Raw genomic sequence first — 19745 nt, 5'->3', positions numbered from 1 at the left:
CAATGAAACAGTTATTCTCATTTTTTCTCGTGATACTTTTCTGTCTGCAAGGTGTGTATGCAGGTAGTAAGGCTCCCTATACAGGTTCTCGTATCTTCTGGGATACGGCTACCAAGAAACAGATTTTTTCCAGTGGCGGCTATCCGCGAATGATAGAGCTGCAGGACGGTAGGTTGATGGCTGTTTGTGAGAACAAAGGCATTGATATAGCCTTTAGTAGCAACAAGGGCAATACGTGGACCGCTCCTACTAAGATAGTGACGAACGGGAACATCCCTGAGTGTGCGCCCGATCTGATTCAGTTGAGCGACGGCACCATCCTTGTTGCCTACAACCCTCGACCTTCGGCTCCTTATTCTGCCGATCGCCTATTTGGTATTCACCTGAAGCGAAGCACCGACAACGGAAAGACCTGGAGTGACGATATCGCAGTGTTTGACGGAAACTATGACTTCAGGGACGGTTGTTGGGAGCCGGCTTTCCTGGAGATGCCCGATGGAGAGGTGCATCTCTACTTCGCAGACGAGACTCCCTTTACCAGTAATGATGACCAGCGCATAGCCATCTGTCGCTCTCATGATAAAGGTGTTACGTGGACGACTCCGAAGATCGTTGCCTACCATTCTGGAAGTCGCGACGGAATGCCGTCGGCTGTCATTCTGGACAACGACAGTATTGCGCTCTGTTTTGAGAATCCTGGATGGCCGGGCGTTGGCGACTTCATTCCAACAATAGCTGTCTGTGCTGTCAAGGACAACTGGAAGCGCTTTGTGCCTTATCCTTCGACAAATCGTTGGCAGGCCATCGATCGCGATTATGTGAATCCGCAGGTTAAGGGTGGTGCTCCCTATATCCGAAAGTTACCATGGGGTGAGACGGTCTTGTCGCACCAGACTCATTACAACGGGAAATACGAGATGATGGTCTATGTGGGTGATGAAAAGGCGCAGAGCTTCAAGGCGATGAGCAATCCGTTTAAGACCAGTGCTAACGAGGATTATATGTGGAACTCCGTCAGCGTGATTGATACTGGCGTTGTCGTTGCTATAGGAAACCTTGTAGGCGGAGGCGTCTATATGGAGAAGGGCTATGCCGTGAGAATGCTGCAGGCTCCCTTTGCCAAGACCACTATTGATGGAACTCAGACACGCAATGAGGGTTATTATAGCGCTACTGCGACGCAGATGATACTGGGTCAGCAGAATGTCATGCGTTTCACAGGCGACTTTGCCTATGATGAGGATTCGCTCTATTTCACTTCGCGCGTTTCAGACGCCGATCAGGTTTCAAGTGGCTCTAATGGCGATGGTGTCACGTTGTTCATTGATACCAAGAATAGTTCTTCTGACCAAATTATTTCAGAAGGAACATTCCGCTTCCAATTTATGGCCAATGGGAAGATGCGAGTGGCTAAAGGTAATGGCACCAGCTCGTGGCAGTGGAATGCCATGAGTGCAGATACGCTTGGCGTGAATTACAAGCGTGGCGGCACCAACCGTTATTATATTGTTGAGGCGGCCATTCCCTGGGAACGTTTAGGATTCTCTAAGGAAACACGTCCCAATGGCACACATATGCGTGTGAATGTAATGTTGCAGAATCGCAGTACCGACAATGCGACATTGAACTACGAGATGCTGCCTGATGCCAAGCGCGACGAGTCGTGGTCGTGGATGGACTTCTATCTGCAACCTCATGACGCATCAGCCGTTCAAGATACGAAGGTAAGCAACAAGACAAACAAGGTCGGTATCTACGACCTTCAAGGACGATTAATAGAACAAACGAATGGCAATAGCTTCCCTCTTCTTCGTAAGAGGGGAGCACCTGTCATTGTGCGTCAGCAGCATGCTGATGGTTCTACGAGCACACATAAGGTGATGATGAAATGATGATGAGAAGAAACGAACTCCGGTTACTCCTGTTATGCCCATTGCTCCTTCTGGCAATGGTCATACGGGCTGACGGTATTCGTTTCCAGCACATCTCCAGTCAGAAAGGCCTGCCGCACCAGCAGGTCGAGGCCATTGCCCAGGATGGTAATGGCTATATTTGGTTTGGCACGCGTAATGGTTTGGCGCGTTACGACGGCTACGGCATGCGAACCTATTTCCACGATGATGGCAACCCTCATTCTCTACGCCATAATTTCATCAAGGATCTTTTTATTGACAGTAAGCAACGTCTGTGGATAGGAACGGAAGAGGGTATCAGTCGATACCGCAATACGACGAACGACTTCGTGAACTACGACTATCCCGACCGTCAAATACCTTGTATCACAGAGACAACCTCCGGACGCATCATTGCAGCCGGAGCCGATGTCTATGTCTATGATGAGGAGAACGACCGTTTCAATGCGATACCTTCTATTGGCGAGGGCTTTAACCTTGCTGTGGCATCCGATAAGAAAGGACGGGTCTTCGTGGCCACCAACAATTCCATTTACTACTACGACAAAGACATGAAGCGCATAGAGCATCTGCCATCGGAATACTACGACTTCCTGACGGGAGCGGATGGTATATGCCCTATGCTCTTTGATGCTTATGATCGTTTATGGGTAGGTCGTAATGGAAAGGGCGTAGAAGTCATCGATTTGAAGACTAAACAGTTGAGGGTCTATGAGCCACAGATGCTTTCCGATGGTACGGTGCGTGTAATTCGCGAAGATGCTTTGCACAACATCTGGTTGGGTACTGAGCAGGGAGTGACGATTATCCGGCAGAACGGACAGATAGACATCATTCGTCAGGACTTGGTGAACAAGGACTTGCTTTCTGACAATGCCATCTATGATATCCTATTTGACTTTGACAACAATGCATGGATAGGCACTTACTTTGGTGGTGTAGACCTGTTGTTGCAGAATAATCACACCTTCCAATGGATTGTACCTGGCAAGGAACAGTTCAACCTGTCCGGTAAGGTGGCACGTATGATGGCTGAAGTGGGACAGGGTATTATCTGGATAGCTACGGAAGACGGAGGATTGAATATCTGCGACATGCAGAAGAGGGAGATACAGCCTTTCACGGCGATTCCTGATATAGGCACTAATATCCATAGTCTTTATTACGATGAGCAGACGTGTGACATGTGGATAGGTACTTTCCGCAATAGTCTTTTCAGGTATAATCTGAAGACAAAGGCTAAGAAACGCTATGAGATAATTCCTGGTTTTACATCCAACAGTGTCTTTAGCTTTGCCAAGCAGCGCGATGGAAAGCTATGGGTGGCTACCACGCAGGGACTGCGTTGGTATGATGACAAGACGGATTCGTTCCAGAAGATGGGACATGATTTCCTGGATAACCACTTTGTCTATACGCTGACAGCTGATGCTGCTAATAATATATGGGCAGGAACCACTACTAATGGCTTCTTCCGTATAGAGGGAAAAACGGGTCAGGTGACGGAATGGAATGTCACTAATACAAGGAATGGACTGAAGGACAATTATGTGACAAGTATCTATGTGGCTGACGACGGCCTCGTGTGGTTGGGTACAAACAATAATGGCTTGCAGACGTTCCATCCGCAAACGGGCAAGTTCAGCCAGATAGAGGGCGAGTCCACGCTGCAGCAATGCACCGTTTGCAGTATCATTGGCGACAGCTTCGGACATATATGGATAAGTACCAGCCGCGGTCTTTTCCGCTATTCTTCAAAGACACGTGCGCTGACACGCTTCACCACAGAGAACGGACTACCTACCAATCAGTTCAACTTCTCTTCCTCTCTTCGCTGTTCTGATGGCAATCTCTACTTCGGAACGGTCGATGGATTGGTTTATTTTAACCCCGGAAACTTGGAGGGCGGAAAGGTGGATTATAAGGTGTTCCTCAAGCAACTGACCATCAATGGTAAGCTAATCGATGCGGGAACAGTTGATTCTCCACTCGAAAAGGAGCTGAATTCGACTCGAGAGGTAACGCTTTCCTATGAGCAAAGTCGTTCTTTTGCCATCGATTATGGTGTGATAATCCCTGCTAACAATAGTAGCATCAATTACCAGATATGGGTGGAGGGTATTCACAAGACGTGGCAGGATGCAGGAAACGACCATCGCTTTATGGCCTACAATCTGGCACCTGGCACTTATGTGCTGCATCTCAGGGCTAATAACAGCAGCGAGAACTGGGATCAGTGTCCGGAGACGGTGCTCAAGATAGTAGTAAAACCACCGTTCTATCGCTCTACGTGGGCTTACGTCTTTTATCTCATCATACTGGTACTCATCGTGGGCTACATACAACGGCAGTACACACACCGTATGGAGGCGCGCAACCAGACAAGGATGGCGCTGATGGAGAAGGAGAAGATAGAGGAATTGGACAAGGCAAAGTCGAGCTTCTTTACGACGGTGTCTCACGAACTGAAGACCCCGCTTTCGCTGATTGTCGCCCCCTTGAAAAGCATTCACCGTGAAAACATTCCTGAGGATGAACGCAAGCATCTGGATATGGCCATTCATAACACGGGGAAGATGGAGGAACTTATCAACGAGCTGGTGACCTTCAACAAGGTGGAAAGCGACAACTTCCCCTTTTATTTGCAGAAAGGCGACCCGCTGGCGTTCATCCACCGTGTGACAGCTGCCTTCCAGGATGTGGCACGCGAGAAGAGTATCTCGTTCTATGTGCGCTGTGAGGATAATGGCGAGGAGGTATGGTTCTCGCCGTTCTATGTAGAGCGTATCTTAAACAACCTCTTGACTAATGCCTTTAAATATACGAAGAACGGTGGCGAGGTAATCGTTAATGCTGCGATAAAGAATCGCGAGGGCGATATCTTTAACTACCTGTTCTTTGAGGTGATAGACAATGGTATAGGCATTGTGAAGGAAGAGCAGCAGAACATCTTCAATCGGTTCTATCAGACGCCACGCGGTGTCTCTGTTGGTACAACGGGATGGGGTATCGGACTCTCGCTGGTGAAGCGCCTGGTGGAGATTCACAAGGGTTTCATCGGTTTGGAAAGCGAGGTAAACAGGGGCTCTGACTTCCAGGTATGGGTGAATGTGGACAGACGTGCTTTCGACGAGAAGAGTCTGGTTGGCGATGCTAAGACGCTCGCATCTATCGACGACTATCATATTGCTAAGGTTACCACGTCGTTCTTTCCTGCCACAGAACAGACCGAAGATGGTGAGGAAAAGAAGAATGCCATCCTCATTGTGGAGGACAACGATGAGTTGCGGCTGTTCTTGGCCGACTATCTCTCGCCTCATTTCCGCGTTTTCACAGCGCGTGATGGCGATGAGGGCTTGAAGATGGCACAGTCGAACGACGTGATGCTGATTATCAGCGATGTGATGATGCCACGCATGGATGGCATAGAGATGTGCCATCGGTTGAAGAGCGATGTGGCCACCTCGCACATTCCCGTCATCCTGCTGACGGCTAAGAATCAGCAGCAGGACTTTATTGAGGGCTATCAGAGTGGTGCTGAGGCTTATATTCCAAAGCCTTTCGATCCGCAGGCACTCGACCTTCAGGTGAACAATATGATTCAGCTCTTGAAGGCTCGTCAGGATGCTTTGCTCAAGACGCCCGTTGAAGAGGAGAAGGAAGTGCCGCATCTGAACAAGCTGGACCAGGAGTTTATTGTGCGCATCAATGCCTATATAGATCAGAATATCTGCAACGGTGACCTTTGTGTGGCAGATATCACCTCCGAGATGAACGTCAGTCGCACGCTGCTTCATGTTAAGATGAAGAGTCTTTTCAATATGTCTATCAGTGAGTATATCAACCACAAGCGCATACAGTATGCCTGCCGATTGATGGACGAAGGCTATAAAGTATCGGAGACGGCTTATCGCAGCGGATTCTCTGACCCTAACTATTTCTCAAAGAAGTTCAAGAAGTTTACTGGAAAGAGTCCTACGGATTATATCAAGGAACATTAATCGTTGGGCCTGCCTTTCGTTGACTTTGGTTACCTGAAACCTCAAGCTTGCTTACTTGAAAGCCTGACTTTCGTTACGGGAAAGTCAGGCTTTTATGATGGGGGTGTCGTCACCCCGTTGCGGGATGTACGAATGCTTATTCTTTGCTGGTGGGCTGACGCAGGCTCTGCTTCAGCTTCAGGATGCGTCGCACGCTCTCGTCGATGCGCGCTTCGCTGATGGTGCCCTTGTTGACGGCATCGACAACGGCATCGAAGGCCTCTACAAGGTCGTAGGGGTTGAGGATGATGTCAAGACCTGCCTGTATGCCCAGCAGCGTGGCTTCTACGTTGTTGTACTGCTGAGTGATGGCTCCCATCTCCATGGCGTCGGCAACGATGACGTTCTTATAGCCCATCTCCTTACGAAGCTTGTCTTGCAGAATGTAGCTGGAGAGGGTAGAGGGCATGTCGGCTCCTGATACGTTGGGCAGTGAGATATGAGCAGTCATGATGAGCTGACAGCCCCAGTTGATACCTGCACGGAAGGGTATCATCTCGCAGTTGCTAATCTCGTCCCAGGTCTTCAGTGACTGGGCGTAGCCATAGTGCGTGTCGGCCTTGGTGTCGCCATGACCGGGGAAGTGCTTGATACATCCGGTGATGCCTGCGTCTTTCAGTCCCTGCAGATAACTGACAACCATTGTGGCGGCCACTTCGGGGTCGTCGCTGAAAGCACGGGCGCCAATGACGATATTGTCGGGGTTGGTGTTGACGTCGGCAACGGGTGCAAAGTCAACGTCGAAGCCATAGCGGTACAGATAAGTACCAATGTAGTTGGCAGCGTTGTAAGCCTGCTGTGGGTCGCCTGTGGCTCCGATGGTGCCCATGGGCTGTATCTTATCAACGTTGAAGTTGGGGTTGTTGCCGATGCGTGCCACGCGACCGCCTTCCTCGTCGATGCAGAGCATAGGTGCGCCCTTAAAGCGGCGTATCTGTGAAACGAAATGTGTAAGCTGTGTCTCGTCGTTGATGTTGTGGGCATAGAGGATGATGCCACCAACGGGATAATCGGCATTGACGTTGGTCATGGTCTGATTGACCTCTTGTGTCTTTATGGGCGCATAGTCATGGGTGTGGATGGTGGTGTCGAGCGACTCGATGCGGGTCATGAACATCTGACCAATCTTCTCGCGAAGGGTCATCTGTTGCAGTTGCTGTTCTATGACATCGGGAACGGTTGTGTTGTCATCATCTGAACACGAAGTAAAAAACAAACTACCGCAGGTTGTCAGGATGGCGGTAAGCATCCATAGATTTTTTTTCATTAAAATGTACGTTATTATTGGTTAGTTGTTACTCGATAAAGAGCCTCAGCCGAGGGTGATGTTTTCCACCTCTACGGGTTCGTGAAGGAAGATTTGCGCTTGCTCCTTGAACTTCTGGGGATTCTCGGTGGTGAGATAGTGGACTGTGGCGCCTTTCGAACAGAGGGCGTCCAGAGAGGTGTGGCGCTGCAGATAGTGCTTCAGGCTGTCGGCCACATACTCACCTTGTGGGACGACACGGACGCCTGAGGGTAGGTATTTCAGTATCTTGGGCATCAGCAGTGGGTAGTGCGTGCAGCCCAGGATGATGGTGTCTATCTGCGGGTCGAGGCGCATGATTTGGTCTATGCGCTTCTTTACGAAATAGTCGGCACCGGGACTGTCGGCCTCGTTATACTCTACCAGTGGTACCCAAAAAGGACAAGCCACACCCGAGACGGTGAGGTCTGGATGCAGCTTGTGAATTTCTAAGTTATAGCTCTCACTCTTGATGGTGCCTTCGGTGGCCAGCACGCCTACGTGGCGGCTCTGGGTGAGCGAGCCAATGACCTCGGCAGTGGGACGAATGATGCCCAGCACACGACGGTCGGCATCCCATTGTGGCAGATCGACCTGCTGAATGGTGCGTAGCGCCTTCGCTGAGGCCGTGTTACACCCTAGTACGACCAAGTGGCAGCCCATCTCAAAAAGTCGCAGCACAGCCTGTCTGGTGAACTCATAGACCACATCGAACGAACGTGGACCGTAGGGTGCACGTGCATTATCGCCGAGATACAAGTAGTCGTACTCGGGCAGCAGTTGACGAATGCCATGCAGGATGGTCAGTCCGCCATATCCGCTATCGAAAATGCCGATGGGACCGGCTGTGGAGGGAAGCTTCATTTTGTTTGATTCAGTAGTTCCTTGACGTCGAGGGTGATGTCAACAGCCATCTGGGGTTCGATGAATGGACAGGCATTTGAGTCGGTATTCACCACGAGGGCCAGTCCTTGTTCTTGTGCCACCTTGGCAATAGCCTCTTTCAGTTTGAGCTGAAGGGGAGCCATGGCTTCACGCTCTGCCTTCTGGATATCTTCGCGTCCTTGCTTTTTGAACTGGAGGTTGCGCTCCAGGAGCTCCTGCAGTTCGGTCTGTCGCTTCAAGAGAATGGTGCGGGGGAAGTCCTTCTGTCCGTCGAGGAAAGCCTCGTACTTGGTGTTGAACTCTTTCTCCACACGCTTCATCTCGGCCTCGTAGGCTGCACGCAGATCCTTCACCTGCTGTTGTACGTTGCCGTACTCGGGCATGGCGGTCAGGGCTGCGTCGTAGCTCAGATAGCCAATGCAGATGACAGGCTGGCGAGGAACAACGGTGGTGGTGTCGCTACTCTCCTGAGCCAGAAGAGGCAGCGACACCATCATCATGATTAATAACAGGAATTTCTTCATTACTTCAGACCCAGCTTGGCTTTGATAGAAGCGGTTACGTCGGTTGACAGTGTGGTGCTGATGAAGGGGATACCGGCAGTGGTGTCCATGATATATACATAGCCACCCTCCTGACCAACGGCCTTGATGGCGTCGAGCACCTTGGTCTGGATCACCTGCATCTTCTCCTGCTGAGCCTTGCCCAGAGCCTGCTGGTTGTCCTGATAGGTCTGCTGAATGCGCTGGTAGAGGTCCTGCAGCTCCTGGTTGCGACGGGTCTTGATGTTCTCGGGCAGAGTAGCCTCTTCCTTCTCGAAAGCTTCAGCCTTCTTCTGCAGCTCTTCCTGCATAGACTTCAGGTCAGCCTCGTACTGCTGTGTGAGCTTCTCGATCTCGGTGCGGGCAGCGGTGAACTCGGGCATAGCCTGGATGATCTCCTGAGTGTTTACGTGTCCGAACTTGGGAGCACTCTGTGCTGATGCAGCGGTGAAGCTGCAGATGGCGCAAATAGCGCAAAGAATAATCTTTTTCATTGTTGTTATGATTTTATTAATTTAATGTTTTCGTTTAATAAGTGTAGCCCAACTTCTTCAGCACTTCATCGCTGATGTCGATCTTGGGTGAACCGAAGATAATGCCGGTGTCGCTGGCGCGATCGAGTACCAGCTGATAGCCGCGGAAGTCGGCCACATCTTTGATGGCATTATAGACCTCGTCCTGAATGGGAGTCATGAGGGCGGTGCGCTTCTTGAACAGCTCGCCCTCGGGTCCAAAGTATTTCTTCTTCAGGTCGGCAGCCTGCTTCTCTTTCTCCATGATAGCATCTTGCTTGGCCTTCTTTTGTTCCTTTGAGAGGAAGACCACCTCGTTCTGGTAGTTTTTATACATGGTCTGTGCCTCGGTGGTCAAAGCGTCAACTTCGGCCTGCCACTTCTTAGATACCTGTGAGAGTTGCTCGTTGGCGCGCTCATAGGCAGGGATGTTCTTGAAGATATAGTCCATATCTACCAAGGCAAACTTCTGTGCTGAGGCCGTTGAAAGCCCGCATACAGCACAAATCATTAGGATAATTAGTTTTTTCATCATATTCATTGTTGATAGTTCCACAATTACTTTATTTTTTTCAGGCGACTTTTCAAGGGAAGAGTCAGACGCATAATCTAATCATATCTCTCATCTCTCACCTCTCAGTTCTCACCTCTCAGTTCTCACCTCTCATCTTGCGACAAAGCCGCACCCTCTCAGTTCCCTAGAACTCCTGTCCAAGGATGAAGTGGAACTGGCTGCCGCCCTTGTTCCATCCAGAGCCGTTATACACCTTGTCAAAGCCGTAGGCCCAGTCGATACCCATCAGACCAACCATTGGCAGATAGATGCGCACACCGATACCGGCCGAACGCTTCATGTCGAAGGGATTGAAGCTGCGGGTGTTGGCCCAGGCGTTACCACCTTCAAGGAATGTCAGACCATAGATGGTGGTGTTGCCCAGCATGAAGGGATAGCGAAGCTCCAGTGTGAAGCGGTCGTAGGCATAGGCATCGTAGTAGCCGTAGCCACCAGTAGAGCCAGCCTTCACGTTGGCAGAGTAAGAGAGCGAACCATTCTCGTAACCGCGCAGACCGATGGTCTCCTCGGCATAGCTGGTGCTATAGCCACTCATACCGTCACCACCCACATAGAAGGTTTCGAAGGGTGACTTCTTATGCTGGTTGTAGGCACCCAGCAAACCGAACTCTACGCGGGTCATCAGCACGAAGCACTTCTGACCACCGGTGAGGGCTGTATAGGTGCGGCTCTTGAACTTCCACTTATGATATTCCACCCAGCGGTATTTCTCCTGCTGTTCGGCCTGGTAGCGCTCCTGGTCTTTCTCATAGGTAGATGCCAGTGCCAGGTTCTTGTAGTCCTTGCCGTCGAAGAGTGACCAGGGTGGGGTAAGAGTTACGCTGAGCGAGAACTCTGAACCGTGACGTGGGAACAGGGGGTTGTCGGTAGATGTACGGGTCAGTGCCAGCGACAGGTTGAGGTTGTTGGAGTTACCGTTAGAGATAAGGAAGTAACGCCAGTCTTTCAACATATAACGCTGATAGGCCAGGGTGGCTGAGAACTGGAAGTAGTCATCGGGCCAGCGCAGACGCTTACCCCATCCTAAAGACAGTCCGAACAGCTTCACGTACTTGTCGTCATCGAGAAAGCTCTCGTAGTTGTTGTAGTAACCACCATTGTACATACCGTAGCCATAGGAAGAGTACATATAGCTGTTCATCCACGACTGGTTGTAGTAGTTGCTCGATACGTCGCTCTGCTTAGAGTAGTAGGCACCGATGTTAAAGGCGTTAGGACGCTTGCCACCAAACCAGCCGGTAGAATAGTTACCACTCAGCGAACTGTAGTAGCGACCGTTGGTCTGGAAGCTGAGGCCGATCTGCTCGCCATCACCTGCAGGCAGGATGCCGCGGTGCAGCTTGTTCTTGCCCAGGAGGTTGCGCAGCGAGAAGTTGTTGAACTTGATACCTACGCGACCAATGATACCGGTCTGTCCCCAACCCAGTGAGAGCTCCAACTGGTCGTTAGACTTCTGCTCCAGGTTCCAGTTGATGTCCACGGTACCGTCTTCGTAGTTGGGTTCCACCTTCGGGTCGATGGCCTCGGGGTCGAAGTAGCCCATAGAAGCGATATCACGGTAAGAACGGGTCAGTGCCTCTTTATTGAACAGGTCACCGGGCTTGGTGCGCAGCTCACGACGTACCACCTCCTCATAGAGGCGGTCGTTACCAAAGATGCGTACGTGGCTGAGGTGGGCCTGGCGGTCCTCATGGATACGTACTTCAATATCGATAGAGTCCTCAACGATGTTGATTTCTGTGGGGTCAACGCTAGAGAACACATAACCATTGTTATAATAGTAGTTGCCCACGGCATCGTCGTCGGTCTTCAGACGCTTGTCCATCAACTTCTGGTTGTACACGTCGCCCTTCTTCATGCCCAGCACGGCATCCAGATAGTCGGTGTTGACCACGGTGTTGCCCACCCAAGAGATGTTGCGCAGGTAGTATTTCTGTCCTTCGTCAATCTTCAAGTAGATGTTGAGATGCTTCTCGTCGTTGTTCCAGATAGAGTCTTCCTCGATGGTAGCATCGCGGAATCCCAGCTCATTATAGCGCTCGATGAGTTTCTCCTTGGCTTCCTGATAGCGCTCGGGGGTGAACTTCTTGGACTTCAGGAAAGAAGACAGTTTGCCAGCTTCATGAATCTTGCCGAAGGCACCTTTCTTAAACAGGCTACCCTTAATCTTGGTGTCAGAGAGCTGCTTGTTGCCATCCAGGATGAGGTGGCGTATCTTCATCTTGTCCTTTTTGTCGATGTTCACATCCAGCACGATCTGGTTCTTGCCCGTCACATCATCATGTTGGGTGATCTCAATCTCGGCGTTCTTGTAGCCTTTGTCGTCGAAATACTTCTTAGCCAAAATCTTTGCACGGTCAATGAGGTTCTTGGTCAAACTCATGCCTTTCGCCATGCCCAGCTTCGACTCGAGGTCTTCGCGCTCGCTCTTCTTCACACCCGTGTAGTGGATGGCAGAGATACGTGGGCGCAGAGCCAAATGGATGCACAGATAGACGCGCGAATCCACGATAGAGTCGGCGGTGATAGACACCTTTGAGAACAGTCCGTGCTTCCAGTAGCGTTTCACACCCTCGGTGATCTCAGCGCCAGGCACTTCAATCTGCTGACCTACCGAGAGGCCCGACAGGTTGATGAGTACATAGTCCTCATAGCCTTCTACACCTTCGGTTCTGATGCCACCGATGGTGCACTGGCGTGGTGTACCCGCATAAGAGATATCGGGGTTGACAATGACGTTCTGTGCATTTATAGTGAATAGTGGAGCCTGCAGAAGGAGGAATGCTGCGCAGAGCATCAGTTTGGTCTTCTTCATGCCTTTCTTCACCATATTATATATGATCTTATTATTCATCTTTACAGTTCACTTTTCATTCTTCACATCCTCTTCTTCTACCTGGGCTTCGGTCTTGCCGAAACGGCGCTGGCGCTGCTGGAAGCTACCGATGGCCTTGTGCAGGTCTTCCTCCATAAAGGCGGGCCAGTAGGTGTCGCAGAAATACAACTCGGAATAGGCAATCTGCCACAACAGATAGTTAGAGATGCGCACCTCGCCGCCCGTACGAATCAGTAGATCGGGATCGGGCATGAAGTTGGTCCATAGGTTCTGGTCGATAGTGGTCTCGTTGATATCCTCGACCTTGAGCAGACCGTCTTTCACCTGCTGAGCGATGCTCTGAGTGGCTTTGACGATCTCAAGTTTTGAAGAGTAGCTCAGCGCTACGACCATGGTCATAGCGCTATTGTTGGCTGTATGCTGTTCGGTCTCGTCGAGCTTCTTGTTGACTTCGGCAGGAATGCGACTGCGGTCGCCTATCACACGGAAACGAACGTTGTTCTTCATGAAGATCTCGTCCTCAAGCGAGGTCAGTACCAGTCCCATCAGGGCTGCCACCTCGTCGGTAGGGCGGTTCCAGTTTTCCGTAGAGAAGGTGTAGAGCGTGAGATACTTCACACCCAATCGTACACACTCCTTGGTGATGCGGCGCACGGTTTCCACTCCGGCCTGGTGGCCGTAGGTGCGCTCCTTGCCACGTTCCATGGCCCAACGGCCATTACCGTCCATGATGATGGCAATGTGCTGGGGGATGCGCGTCATATCTAATGCATATTCCATAATGCTTATCGTTATTTCATTGTTAATCGTCGTCATTCATGCAGGTCTTACACTTCGTCCATAGGTCGTAGGTAAGTGACAGCTGCAAGGTGCTGTAGCAGTCGGTGTTCTTAAAGAGGCCGCTGCTCTTGATGCCGTAGGGGTCTGCCAGTCCGTCGAGCTTGTCGGTGCCTGTGAAGTGCATCAGCCATTCTGCTGATAGGTTCAGGCGGTTGGCAACCTTATATTTCACGCCTATGCCGAAAGGCATCTGGAAACCGGTCGATGACTTCTTGAAGTTGTCGAGGCCGGTGACGTCGGCATTGGCAAAGGTGAGTCCCATGCCCAGTGCGATGAAGGGCGTAAAGGGGCGTGCACCGTGGTATTCCTGTCCTGTGCCGTAGGGCCAGAAGTTGTATTCGAAGGTGACGTCAAAGTCCACGGTCTTAGTCTTGAAGTTCCATGCCTCTCCGTTCAGCACGGGATAGACGGTCTCCGCATTGGATGAAGAACCGTCCAGTTTGCTAAAACGCAGGTTGGCGGCCCATGCGGTGCGAGGGTTTGGCTTGTATTTTGCCACCACTCCTGCCATGGCGTTCTGTCCTCTGAGCAGGTTGGCATCCAAATCGCCCACGTAGCTCTGTGCACCTGCCCCAGCACCTATTTCCATGCGGTATTCAGGTTCATCCTGCGCTTTTGTCCCAAGGACGCCCAGCAGCAGACAAGTGGTGAGAATCAGGATTCGCATCGTCAAAAGCCTTGTCTCCTTTCGTTTTTATTTCTTATAGCCTTTCCACAGTTCTCCGCTATTGGTAATCACCCAAAGGCGTCCCTGCGAGTCGGTGGTCATGCTGAACTGCGTGCCCTGCACGGATGTGGGCAACTGATAGATGGATTCCTCGCGCCAGGTGAGGCCCTGATCGCGGCTCTCGTAGATGGTCTTGGCATCGCCAATGGCCAGTACGTGACCGTTGTAGCAGGTCAGCGACAGGTGCTCTTGTACAGGCAGCGTGTAGCGGTTGCTGTCATCCAGTCCCATGAACACCCACTTGTTGTTGGCTTCTGTGTCGTAGCAGCTCAGTTTGCGCCATACGGATGTCTGGTTGTTGGCATACGAAGCATCGCCAACCATCAGGACATAGTCGGTATTGTTGGCAGAGGCATAGGGCCAGCTGATCATGGCGATATTATTGGCAGGTAGCAGCGAGGCAGCTTCGTCGAGTGTCTCGTTGGTCCAGTCTTTTGCATAGGCATCAGCAGAGACTTTCAGCATGCCGTCGTTACCCAGTGCATAGAGTTCTTTGCTGCTGGCACCCAGGAGCTGTTTCAGATTGGCATTGGTATAGACCACGCCATCGGCCAGCGACCAGTTCTCCAGATCTTCTGACGCCTCTACATAACCCTGACCGTTGATGCGATAGCCCTTGCCAGCTCTCATCACCACACCATCATCTACCAGCTTGACGGTGTCAGCGAAAGGCACCAGTTTCTTGGCTGTCCAACCAGCGAGGGCATCGTCGTCCTTCACCTTGGTCCAGCCGAAATCCAGTCCTTCGGTGGCGTTGACGTTCAGCGTCACGGTGTAGTCGCGATAGCCCGAGTTGTCGATAGCAAAGATGCGGAACGTGCGTGGCTGAGAGAAGTCGATAGAGTCTGTAGAGCTGTACCATGACAAAGAATCGCTGGTCATGGATTTCAGTGTGATCCATCCACTGTTCTTCGACACTACGGTACAAACAACGTGCTTGATGTCTGTACCCAGTGGCAGAGACGTCTGATTATAAATCTGATGTCCCAGCTGGTCGATGGTCATTTTATAGTCAGAGCCAGTCAACGTGGTCCTGATGATTGTATCATTGCCTGTCGTTGACGAGGTGGTATGGGTGTCTCTATTCAGCGTTCCCAAGGTGAAGGATGTGATGGCCACATCGCTGTGTGGGGTTATTTCTTCCGTGTCGCCATCGCCCAGACATGAGGCAAGCAACATGGGTGTCACCAGCAGAACGCCAAGGTTCCTAAAAACTCTTTTCATTTCTTATTGTTTAAACAATTTAGGTGCAAAGGTAAAAACAATTCCTCAATTATTGTACTTTTTCACCTTATTATTAATGAAAAAATATCATTCTTTGTTCTATTTTAAGTTGTTTTAGTGTTTTTCCATGCTGTGTTCTTTCAAAAATAAATAAAAAAAGAGCGCGGTATGAATCACTCACCCCGCGCTCCTTTCAACGGATGCAAGTCACCAATTGGTTAAACTTACATGACCGTCGGAAAATCTAATAACATAATCTTTACCTTAAATCTATTAACTACTAACCTAATGAATAACGTGTATAGTCATCTCGACTACGGATGCAAAGGTACAAAGAATTTCTTTCAGTTGTATCGTTAAGACACATTTCTTAACACATTTATAACACGATTTTAAATAAATAAAGATTTATAGGTACAAAAATGACACTTATTAACTCAAAGGAAGCGTCATAATGAACCTTGCGCCGCCTGTAAAGGTGGTGTCGAGGGTGATGTCGCCACCCAGTCTTCGTGCTATACTGCGAGCCACGGTGAGTCCAATTCCCATACCTTCGTAGTAGGAATCCAACTGAACGAACTCTTCAAATATGTGTTCGGCCTCCGATGGTGGCACACCAATGCCAGAATCTTCGACGGCGAATGCGATGAGGTTATCGGCTTGGAGACCGGCCTTCAGGCGAATCTTACCAATAGACTGACCATTGGCCTCGCCTGTGGGCTTCTGCAGGAACTTGCGGGCGTTGGCCAGAATCAGCGAGAGTGCTCTCACCGACTGGTCGTAGTTGGTGAGCAGCGTCTTATTGTTGGCTTCGGGGGCGATCTCTGTGCGGAAGTCAATCATCTTGTAGGATGACATGCCTACAGACTCTACGGCGCTGATGATGATTTGCTCCACGGTGATGGTGTCATTCTTCTCGATGACCGATGTGCTATTGGCATCGCTGAGCTCCAGCATTTTGTTGACCAGTTCGGTGATGCGTGCGGTGTTCTTCGTGATTCGTTCGTTCACCTCGGCACGTGTCTCTTCATCCAGTTCAACGTCGGTTGAGGTCAGTACCTGTGTGAAGCCCGAGAGGATGTTGAGTGGCGTACGAATCTCGTGCGACATCTGTTTGATGAACATCGTCTTCATCTTCGACGATTCCTCGGCCTTCTCGTTGGCGATGGTCAACTGCTTATAGGCGTCGGTCAACTTCTGGTGCTCTTGTGCCAGACGCAGTCTTGAGCGGTGGCGGATGATGCTGACTACCAACATGATGAAAAAGAGGATGGCGGCAAAGGCCTTGATGAAGTTCATCTGGCGCTGTTTGAGGGCGTCTTTCTCTTTCTCCTGCTGCGTGCGCAGTTCGTCCAGTTCATAGCGCTTGGCCATCTCGTTCAACTCGTGCTGGCTGTCGGCCTGGTTGAGCGAGTCTTTCAAGCGGTCGAACTCGTTTCTCAGTTTGAGCGCTTCGCGATACATGCCCATGGCCTCCAGAATCTCTGCACGGCGTTCCACAGCTTTCATGTAGATCGTAGGACCGAGCTTCTTACTTTCTGCGTATTCCTTATTATTATATGCAATGGCAGTGGCATAGTCTTTCGATGCCAATGCCAGCTTTGAACGTGAGCTCGTGACGTAGGCTACACCAAAGACGGTGTTGCCGCTGTGCTCCACGTAGTATTGCATGGAGTCAAGGTCGTCGGTGGCCTGTGCCAGGTCTTGCTGCGAGAAGTGAAAGCCGAAGAGGGCTTTATAGTATTGATAGAGCCACAGCGCTTTGGTGTCGTCGTATTTATCGCTTTCCTGGAAAGTCTTGTCAAGTGTGGCCTTCCACAGTGTGAGCACTTCCTCGTTGCTTTTCATGTCGTGCTTCTCCTCCAGTGTGCTGCTGTAGTAATAGTAGATGACGAACAGCACCGAGGGGTCGCAGTCCTTCGGATAGCGCCTCAGAGCCTCTTCAAAGCCGATGGTGGCCTCTTCATAGTTCTCCTGACAGGCATAGACCAGGGCCATGGCGTATTTGGCCAGTGCCAGACCATAGGCGTTGTTGCGCTCGGTGGCATCAGAGTGCATGAGGTTCGACTCCTCCAGGGCGCGCTTGACATCGCCGCTGAAGGTGCACTTGTTGACCAGCAGCATCCAGGAATAGTAGTACCAGTTCCATTGTTGATGCTCCTTGTCAAAGGCCATGTCTTCTGCAACCTGTTTGAACAGTGAGTCTTTAAGATTGTTGTTATAGTAGAATTCGGCTTTCTTTGCCCGTTGGTAGGCAGAGTCAGCCCAGATAGAATCAACTCCGTTTTCAGCTGCAAAAGGGACCAAAGGGCGATTGCAAGCCGAAAGAAATAAAAGCATAGCAGCACCAATAAGGCACAGTTGATGAGAGGGTAAAACGTTCATCAGTAGCAGGACGAAACTGCGACTCTTCTTCATGATAAATGGTTTAAAGGTTTTTTGGTGTTGCAAAGATACAAAAAAAAGAGGTAAAGCAAAGCCTTACCTCTTCTATTGTGAAGGATTTAACAAATCTTTCAATTTTTAGCCCTAAACAAGCGCCTTTACAGCGCTGTTTCGCTGTTTTAGAGCTTTGGACCAGCAGCAACAAGTGCCTTACCAGCCTCGTTACCCTCGTACTTCTTGAAGTTCTTGATGAAGCGAGCAGCCAGATCCTTAGCCTTCTCCTCCCACTCAGCTGCAGTAGCGTAAGTGTCGCGGGGATCCAGGATGCCAGAGTTAACGTTAGGCAACTCTGTGGGAACCTCGAAGTCGAAGAAAGGAACCTTCTTGGTGGGAGCCTTCAGGATGCTGCCATCCAGGATAGCGTCGATGATACCACGTGTATCGGGGATAGAGATACGCTTGCCGGTACCGTTCCAACCAGTGTTAACGAGGTAAGCCTTAGCACCGCTCTTCTCCATCTTCTTAACCAGCTCCTCAGCGTACTTTGTGGGGTGCAGCTCGAGGAATGCCTGGCCGAAGCAAGCAGAGAATGTAGGAGTAGGCTCAGTGATACCACGCTCTGTACCAGCCAGCTTAGCTGTGAAACCAGACAGGAAGTAGTACTTGGTCTGCTCGGGAGTCAGGATAGATACTGGGGGCAGTACGCCGAATGCGTCAGCTGACAGGAAGATAACGTTCTTAGCGTCAGGACCAGCACTCTTACCATTTACCTTCTGAGCGATCTTCTCGATGTGATCGATAGGATAAGAAACACGAGTGTTCTCAGTTACGCTCTTATCAGCGAAGTCGATCTTGCCATCCTCAGCAACAGTTACGTTCTCCAGCAGAGCGTTGCGCTTGATAGCACCGTAGATGTCGGGCTCGTTCTCCTTGCTCAGGTTGATAACCTTAGCATAGCAACCACCCTCGAGGTTGAATACACCCTCGTCGTCCCATCCGTGCTCGTCGTCACCAATCAGCAGACGCTTAGGATCGGTTGACAGAGTGGTCTTACCTGTACCAGACAGACCGAAGAAGATAGCGGTGTTCTTACCCTCCATGTCGGTGTTAGCAGAGCAGTGCATTGAAGCGATACCCTGCAGGGGGAGGTAGTAGTTCTGCATTGAGAACATACCCTTCTTCATCTCACCACCGTACCATGTGTTGATGATAACCTGCTCGCGGCTTGTTGTGTTGAAGGCAACACAAGTCTCTGAGTTCAGACCCAGCTCCTTGTAGTTCTCAACCTTTGCCTTAGAGGCGTTATAGATTACGAAGTTAGGCTCGAAGTTCTCCAGCTCCTCAGCGGTGGGCTGAATGAACATGTTTGTAACGAAGTGTGCCTGCCAAGCTACCTCAACGATGAAGCGAACAGCCAGACGAGTACCCTCGTTAGCACCGCAGAATGCGTCAACTACATACAGGTTCTTGTTGCAGAGCTCCTTAACGGCGATCTCCTTAACCTTTGCCCATACGTCCTCGCTCATGGGGTGGTTGTCGTTCTTATACTCCTCAGAAGTCCACCATACCTTGTCCTTGCTCTGTGCATCGCAAACGATGTACTTGTCCTTAGGTGAACGGCCGGTGTAGATACCTGTCATCACGTTAACAGCGTTCAGCTCAGTGTTCTGACCCTTGTCATAGCCAGTCAGCTCAGCCTTAGTCTCCTCTGCGAACAGAGTCTCATACGAAGGATTGTGAGCAATCACGGTAGAACCGGTGATGCCATACTGCGTTAAATCTAACTTTGCCATTTTTCTTTCTTAAATATTTAAAAATTACTATGTGTGATTCTTTTTACGGGTGCAAAGTTACGAATAAATTCAGAATTGCTACTTGGATAATGCTATTTATTTGTGCGCGCACAAAGCTTTTTTTGGTTAAAGTATCAAAAAATAAAGTGTTTTGCTGCTTTTTTGGCACGCGGAGTTTACAAAATTAAA

13 protein-coding genes are annotated in these 19745 nt (G+C 50.3%); 2 read left to right on the top strand and 11 right to left on the bottom strand.

Features of this window, described 5'->3' with window-relative positions:
- The first annotated feature begins 2 nt into the window (after positions 1-2).
- Entirely contained in the window at positions 3-1892 is a 1890-nt protein-coding gene (locus T496_RS13285; protein ID WP_052342042.1) for an exo-alpha-sialidase, read from the top strand.
- Positions 1889-5914, top strand: coding sequence for a hybrid sensor histidine kinase/response regulator transcription factor (locus tag T496_RS0102720; RefSeq protein WP_231477985.1), 4026 nt, complete (start codon positions 1889-1891; stop codon positions 5912-5914). The genes T496_RS13285 and T496_RS0102720 overlap by 4 nt, the downstream gene beginning before the upstream one ends.
- A 136-nt stretch (positions 5915-6050) precedes the next feature.
- On the opposite strand, the gene T496_RS0102715 is transcribed toward T496_RS0102720, so the two are convergent.
- From T496_RS0102715 to pckA, 11 genes are all read right to left on the bottom strand, one after another.
- A complete protein-coding gene (locus tag T496_RS0102715) occupies positions 6051-7220 on the bottom strand; it encodes a glycoside hydrolase family 3 protein (RefSeq protein ID WP_027449388.1) in 1170 nt (389 codons plus the stop codon).
- 45 nt (positions 7221-7265) lie between these two features.
- Positions 7266-8102 (bottom strand): glutamate racemase, encoded by an 837-nt coding sequence (murI, locus tag T496_RS0102710; RefSeq protein ID WP_027449387.1) that lies wholly within the window; start codon positions 8100-8102, stop codon positions 7266-7268.
- Positions 8099-8647 carry an OmpH family outer membrane protein gene (locus T496_RS0102705; RefSeq protein WP_027449386.1) on the bottom strand — a complete coding sequence of 183 codons (549 nt, stop codon included), beginning with the start codon at positions 8645-8647 and terminating at the stop codon, positions 8099-8101. The genes murI and T496_RS0102705 overlap by 4 nt, the downstream gene beginning before the upstream one ends.
- Positions 8647-9159 (bottom strand): OmpH family outer membrane protein, encoded by a 513-nt coding sequence (locus T496_RS0102700; RefSeq protein ID WP_027449385.1) that lies wholly within the window; start codon positions 9157-9159, stop codon positions 8647-8649. Before T496_RS0102700 ends, T496_RS0102705 begins: the two co-directional genes overlap by 1 nt.
- A 34-nt stretch (positions 9160-9193) precedes the next feature.
- Positions 9194-9709 (bottom strand): OmpH family outer membrane protein, encoded by a 516-nt coding sequence (locus T496_RS0102695; protein WP_044109612.1) that lies wholly within the window; start codon positions 9707-9709, stop codon positions 9194-9196.
- Between the two features lie 166 nt (positions 9710-9875).
- Positions 9876-12566: a BamA/OMP85 family outer membrane protein gene (locus tag T496_RS0102690; RefSeq protein ID WP_394331335.1), complete on the bottom strand. Its 2691-nt coding sequence runs from the start codon at positions 12564-12566 to the stop codon at positions 9876-9878.
- Between the two features lie 48 nt (positions 12567-12614).
- A complete protein-coding gene (locus tag T496_RS0102685; protein ID WP_027449382.1) occupies positions 12615-13367 on the bottom strand; it encodes an isoprenyl transferase in 753 nt (250 codons plus the stop codon).
- 22 nt (positions 13368-13389) lie between these two features.
- Positions 13390-14094 (bottom strand): type IX secretion system protein PorG, encoded by a 705-nt coding sequence (gene porG / locus T496_RS0102680; protein WP_027449381.1) that lies wholly within the window; start codon positions 14092-14094, stop codon positions 13390-13392.
- Positions 14095-14121: 27 nt separating this feature from the next.
- Entirely contained in the window at positions 14122-15378 is a 1257-nt protein-coding gene (locus tag T496_RS0102675) for a DUF6242 domain-containing protein (protein ID WP_027449380.1), read from the bottom strand.
- 432 nt (positions 15379-15810) lie between these two features.
- Positions 15811-17796, bottom strand: coding sequence for a sensor histidine kinase (locus T496_RS0102670; protein WP_027449379.1), 1986 nt, complete (start codon positions 17794-17796; stop codon positions 15811-15813).
- 146 nt (positions 17797-17942) lie between these two features.
- A complete protein-coding gene (gene pckA / locus T496_RS0102665; protein WP_027449378.1) occupies positions 17943-19556 on the bottom strand; it encodes a phosphoenolpyruvate carboxykinase (ATP) in 1614 nt (537 codons plus the stop codon).
- Between the last annotated feature and the right edge of the window lie 189 nt (positions 19557-19745).

Source organism: Xylanibacter brevis P6B11 (assembly GCF_000621825.1).
Lineage (GTDB): Bacteria > Bacteroidota > Bacteroidia > Bacteroidales > Bacteroidaceae > Prevotella > Prevotella brevis.
This window is presented reverse-complemented; position numbering and strand designations above follow the sequence as displayed.

What these genes read in the sequence shown, in the direction of transcription:
- pckA (WP_027449378.1), bottom strand. Translation starts at nt 19,556, where the DNA reads ATGGCAAAGTTAGATTTAACGCAGTATGGCATCACCGGTTCTACCGTG.
- T496_RS0102700 (WP_027449385.1), bottom strand. Translation starts at nt 9,159, where the DNA reads ATGAAAAAGATTATTCTTTGCGCTATTTGCGCCATCTGCAGCTTCACC.
- T496_RS0102685 (WP_027449382.1), bottom strand. Translation starts at nt 13,367, where the DNA reads ATGGAATATGCATTAGATATGACGCGCATCCCCCAGCACATTGCCATC.
- T496_RS0102720 (WP_231477985.1), top strand. Translation starts at nt 1,889, where the DNA reads ATGATGATGAGAAGAAACGAACTCCGGTTACTCCTGTTATGCCCATTG.
- T496_RS0102670 (WP_027449379.1), bottom strand. Translation starts at nt 17,796, where the DNA reads ATGAAGAAGAGTCGCAGTTTCGTCCTGCTACTGATGAACGTTTTACCC.
- T496_RS0102705 (WP_027449386.1), bottom strand. Translation starts at nt 8,647, where the DNA reads ATGAAGAAATTCCTGTTATTAATCATGATGATGGTGTCGCTGCCTCTT.
- porG (WP_027449381.1), bottom strand. Translation starts at nt 14,094, where the DNA reads ATGCGAATCCTGATTCTCACCACTTGTCTGCTGCTGGGCGTCCTTGGG.
- murI (WP_027449387.1), bottom strand. Translation starts at nt 8,102, where the DNA reads ATGAAGCTTCCCTCCACAGCCGGTCCCATCGGCATTTTCGATAGCGGA.
- T496_RS0102675 (WP_027449380.1), bottom strand. Translation starts at nt 15,378, where the DNA reads ATGAAAAGAGTTTTTAGGAACCTTGGCGTTCTGCTGGTGACACCCATG.
- T496_RS13285 (WP_052342042.1), top strand. Translation starts at nt 3, where the DNA reads ATGAAACAGTTATTCTCATTTTTTCTCGTGATACTTTTCTGTCTGCAA.
- T496_RS0102690 (WP_394331335.1), bottom strand. Translation starts at nt 12,566, where the DNA reads ATGAAGAAGACCAAACTGATGCTCTGCGCAGCATTCCTCCTTCTGCAG.
- T496_RS0102715 (WP_027449388.1), bottom strand. Translation starts at nt 7,220, where the DNA reads ATGAAAAAAAATCTATGGATGCTTACCGCCATCCTGACAACCTGCGGT.
- T496_RS0102695 (WP_044109612.1), bottom strand. Translation starts at nt 9,709, where the DNA reads ATGAAAAAACTAATTATCCTAATGATTTGTGCTGTATGCGGGCTTTCA.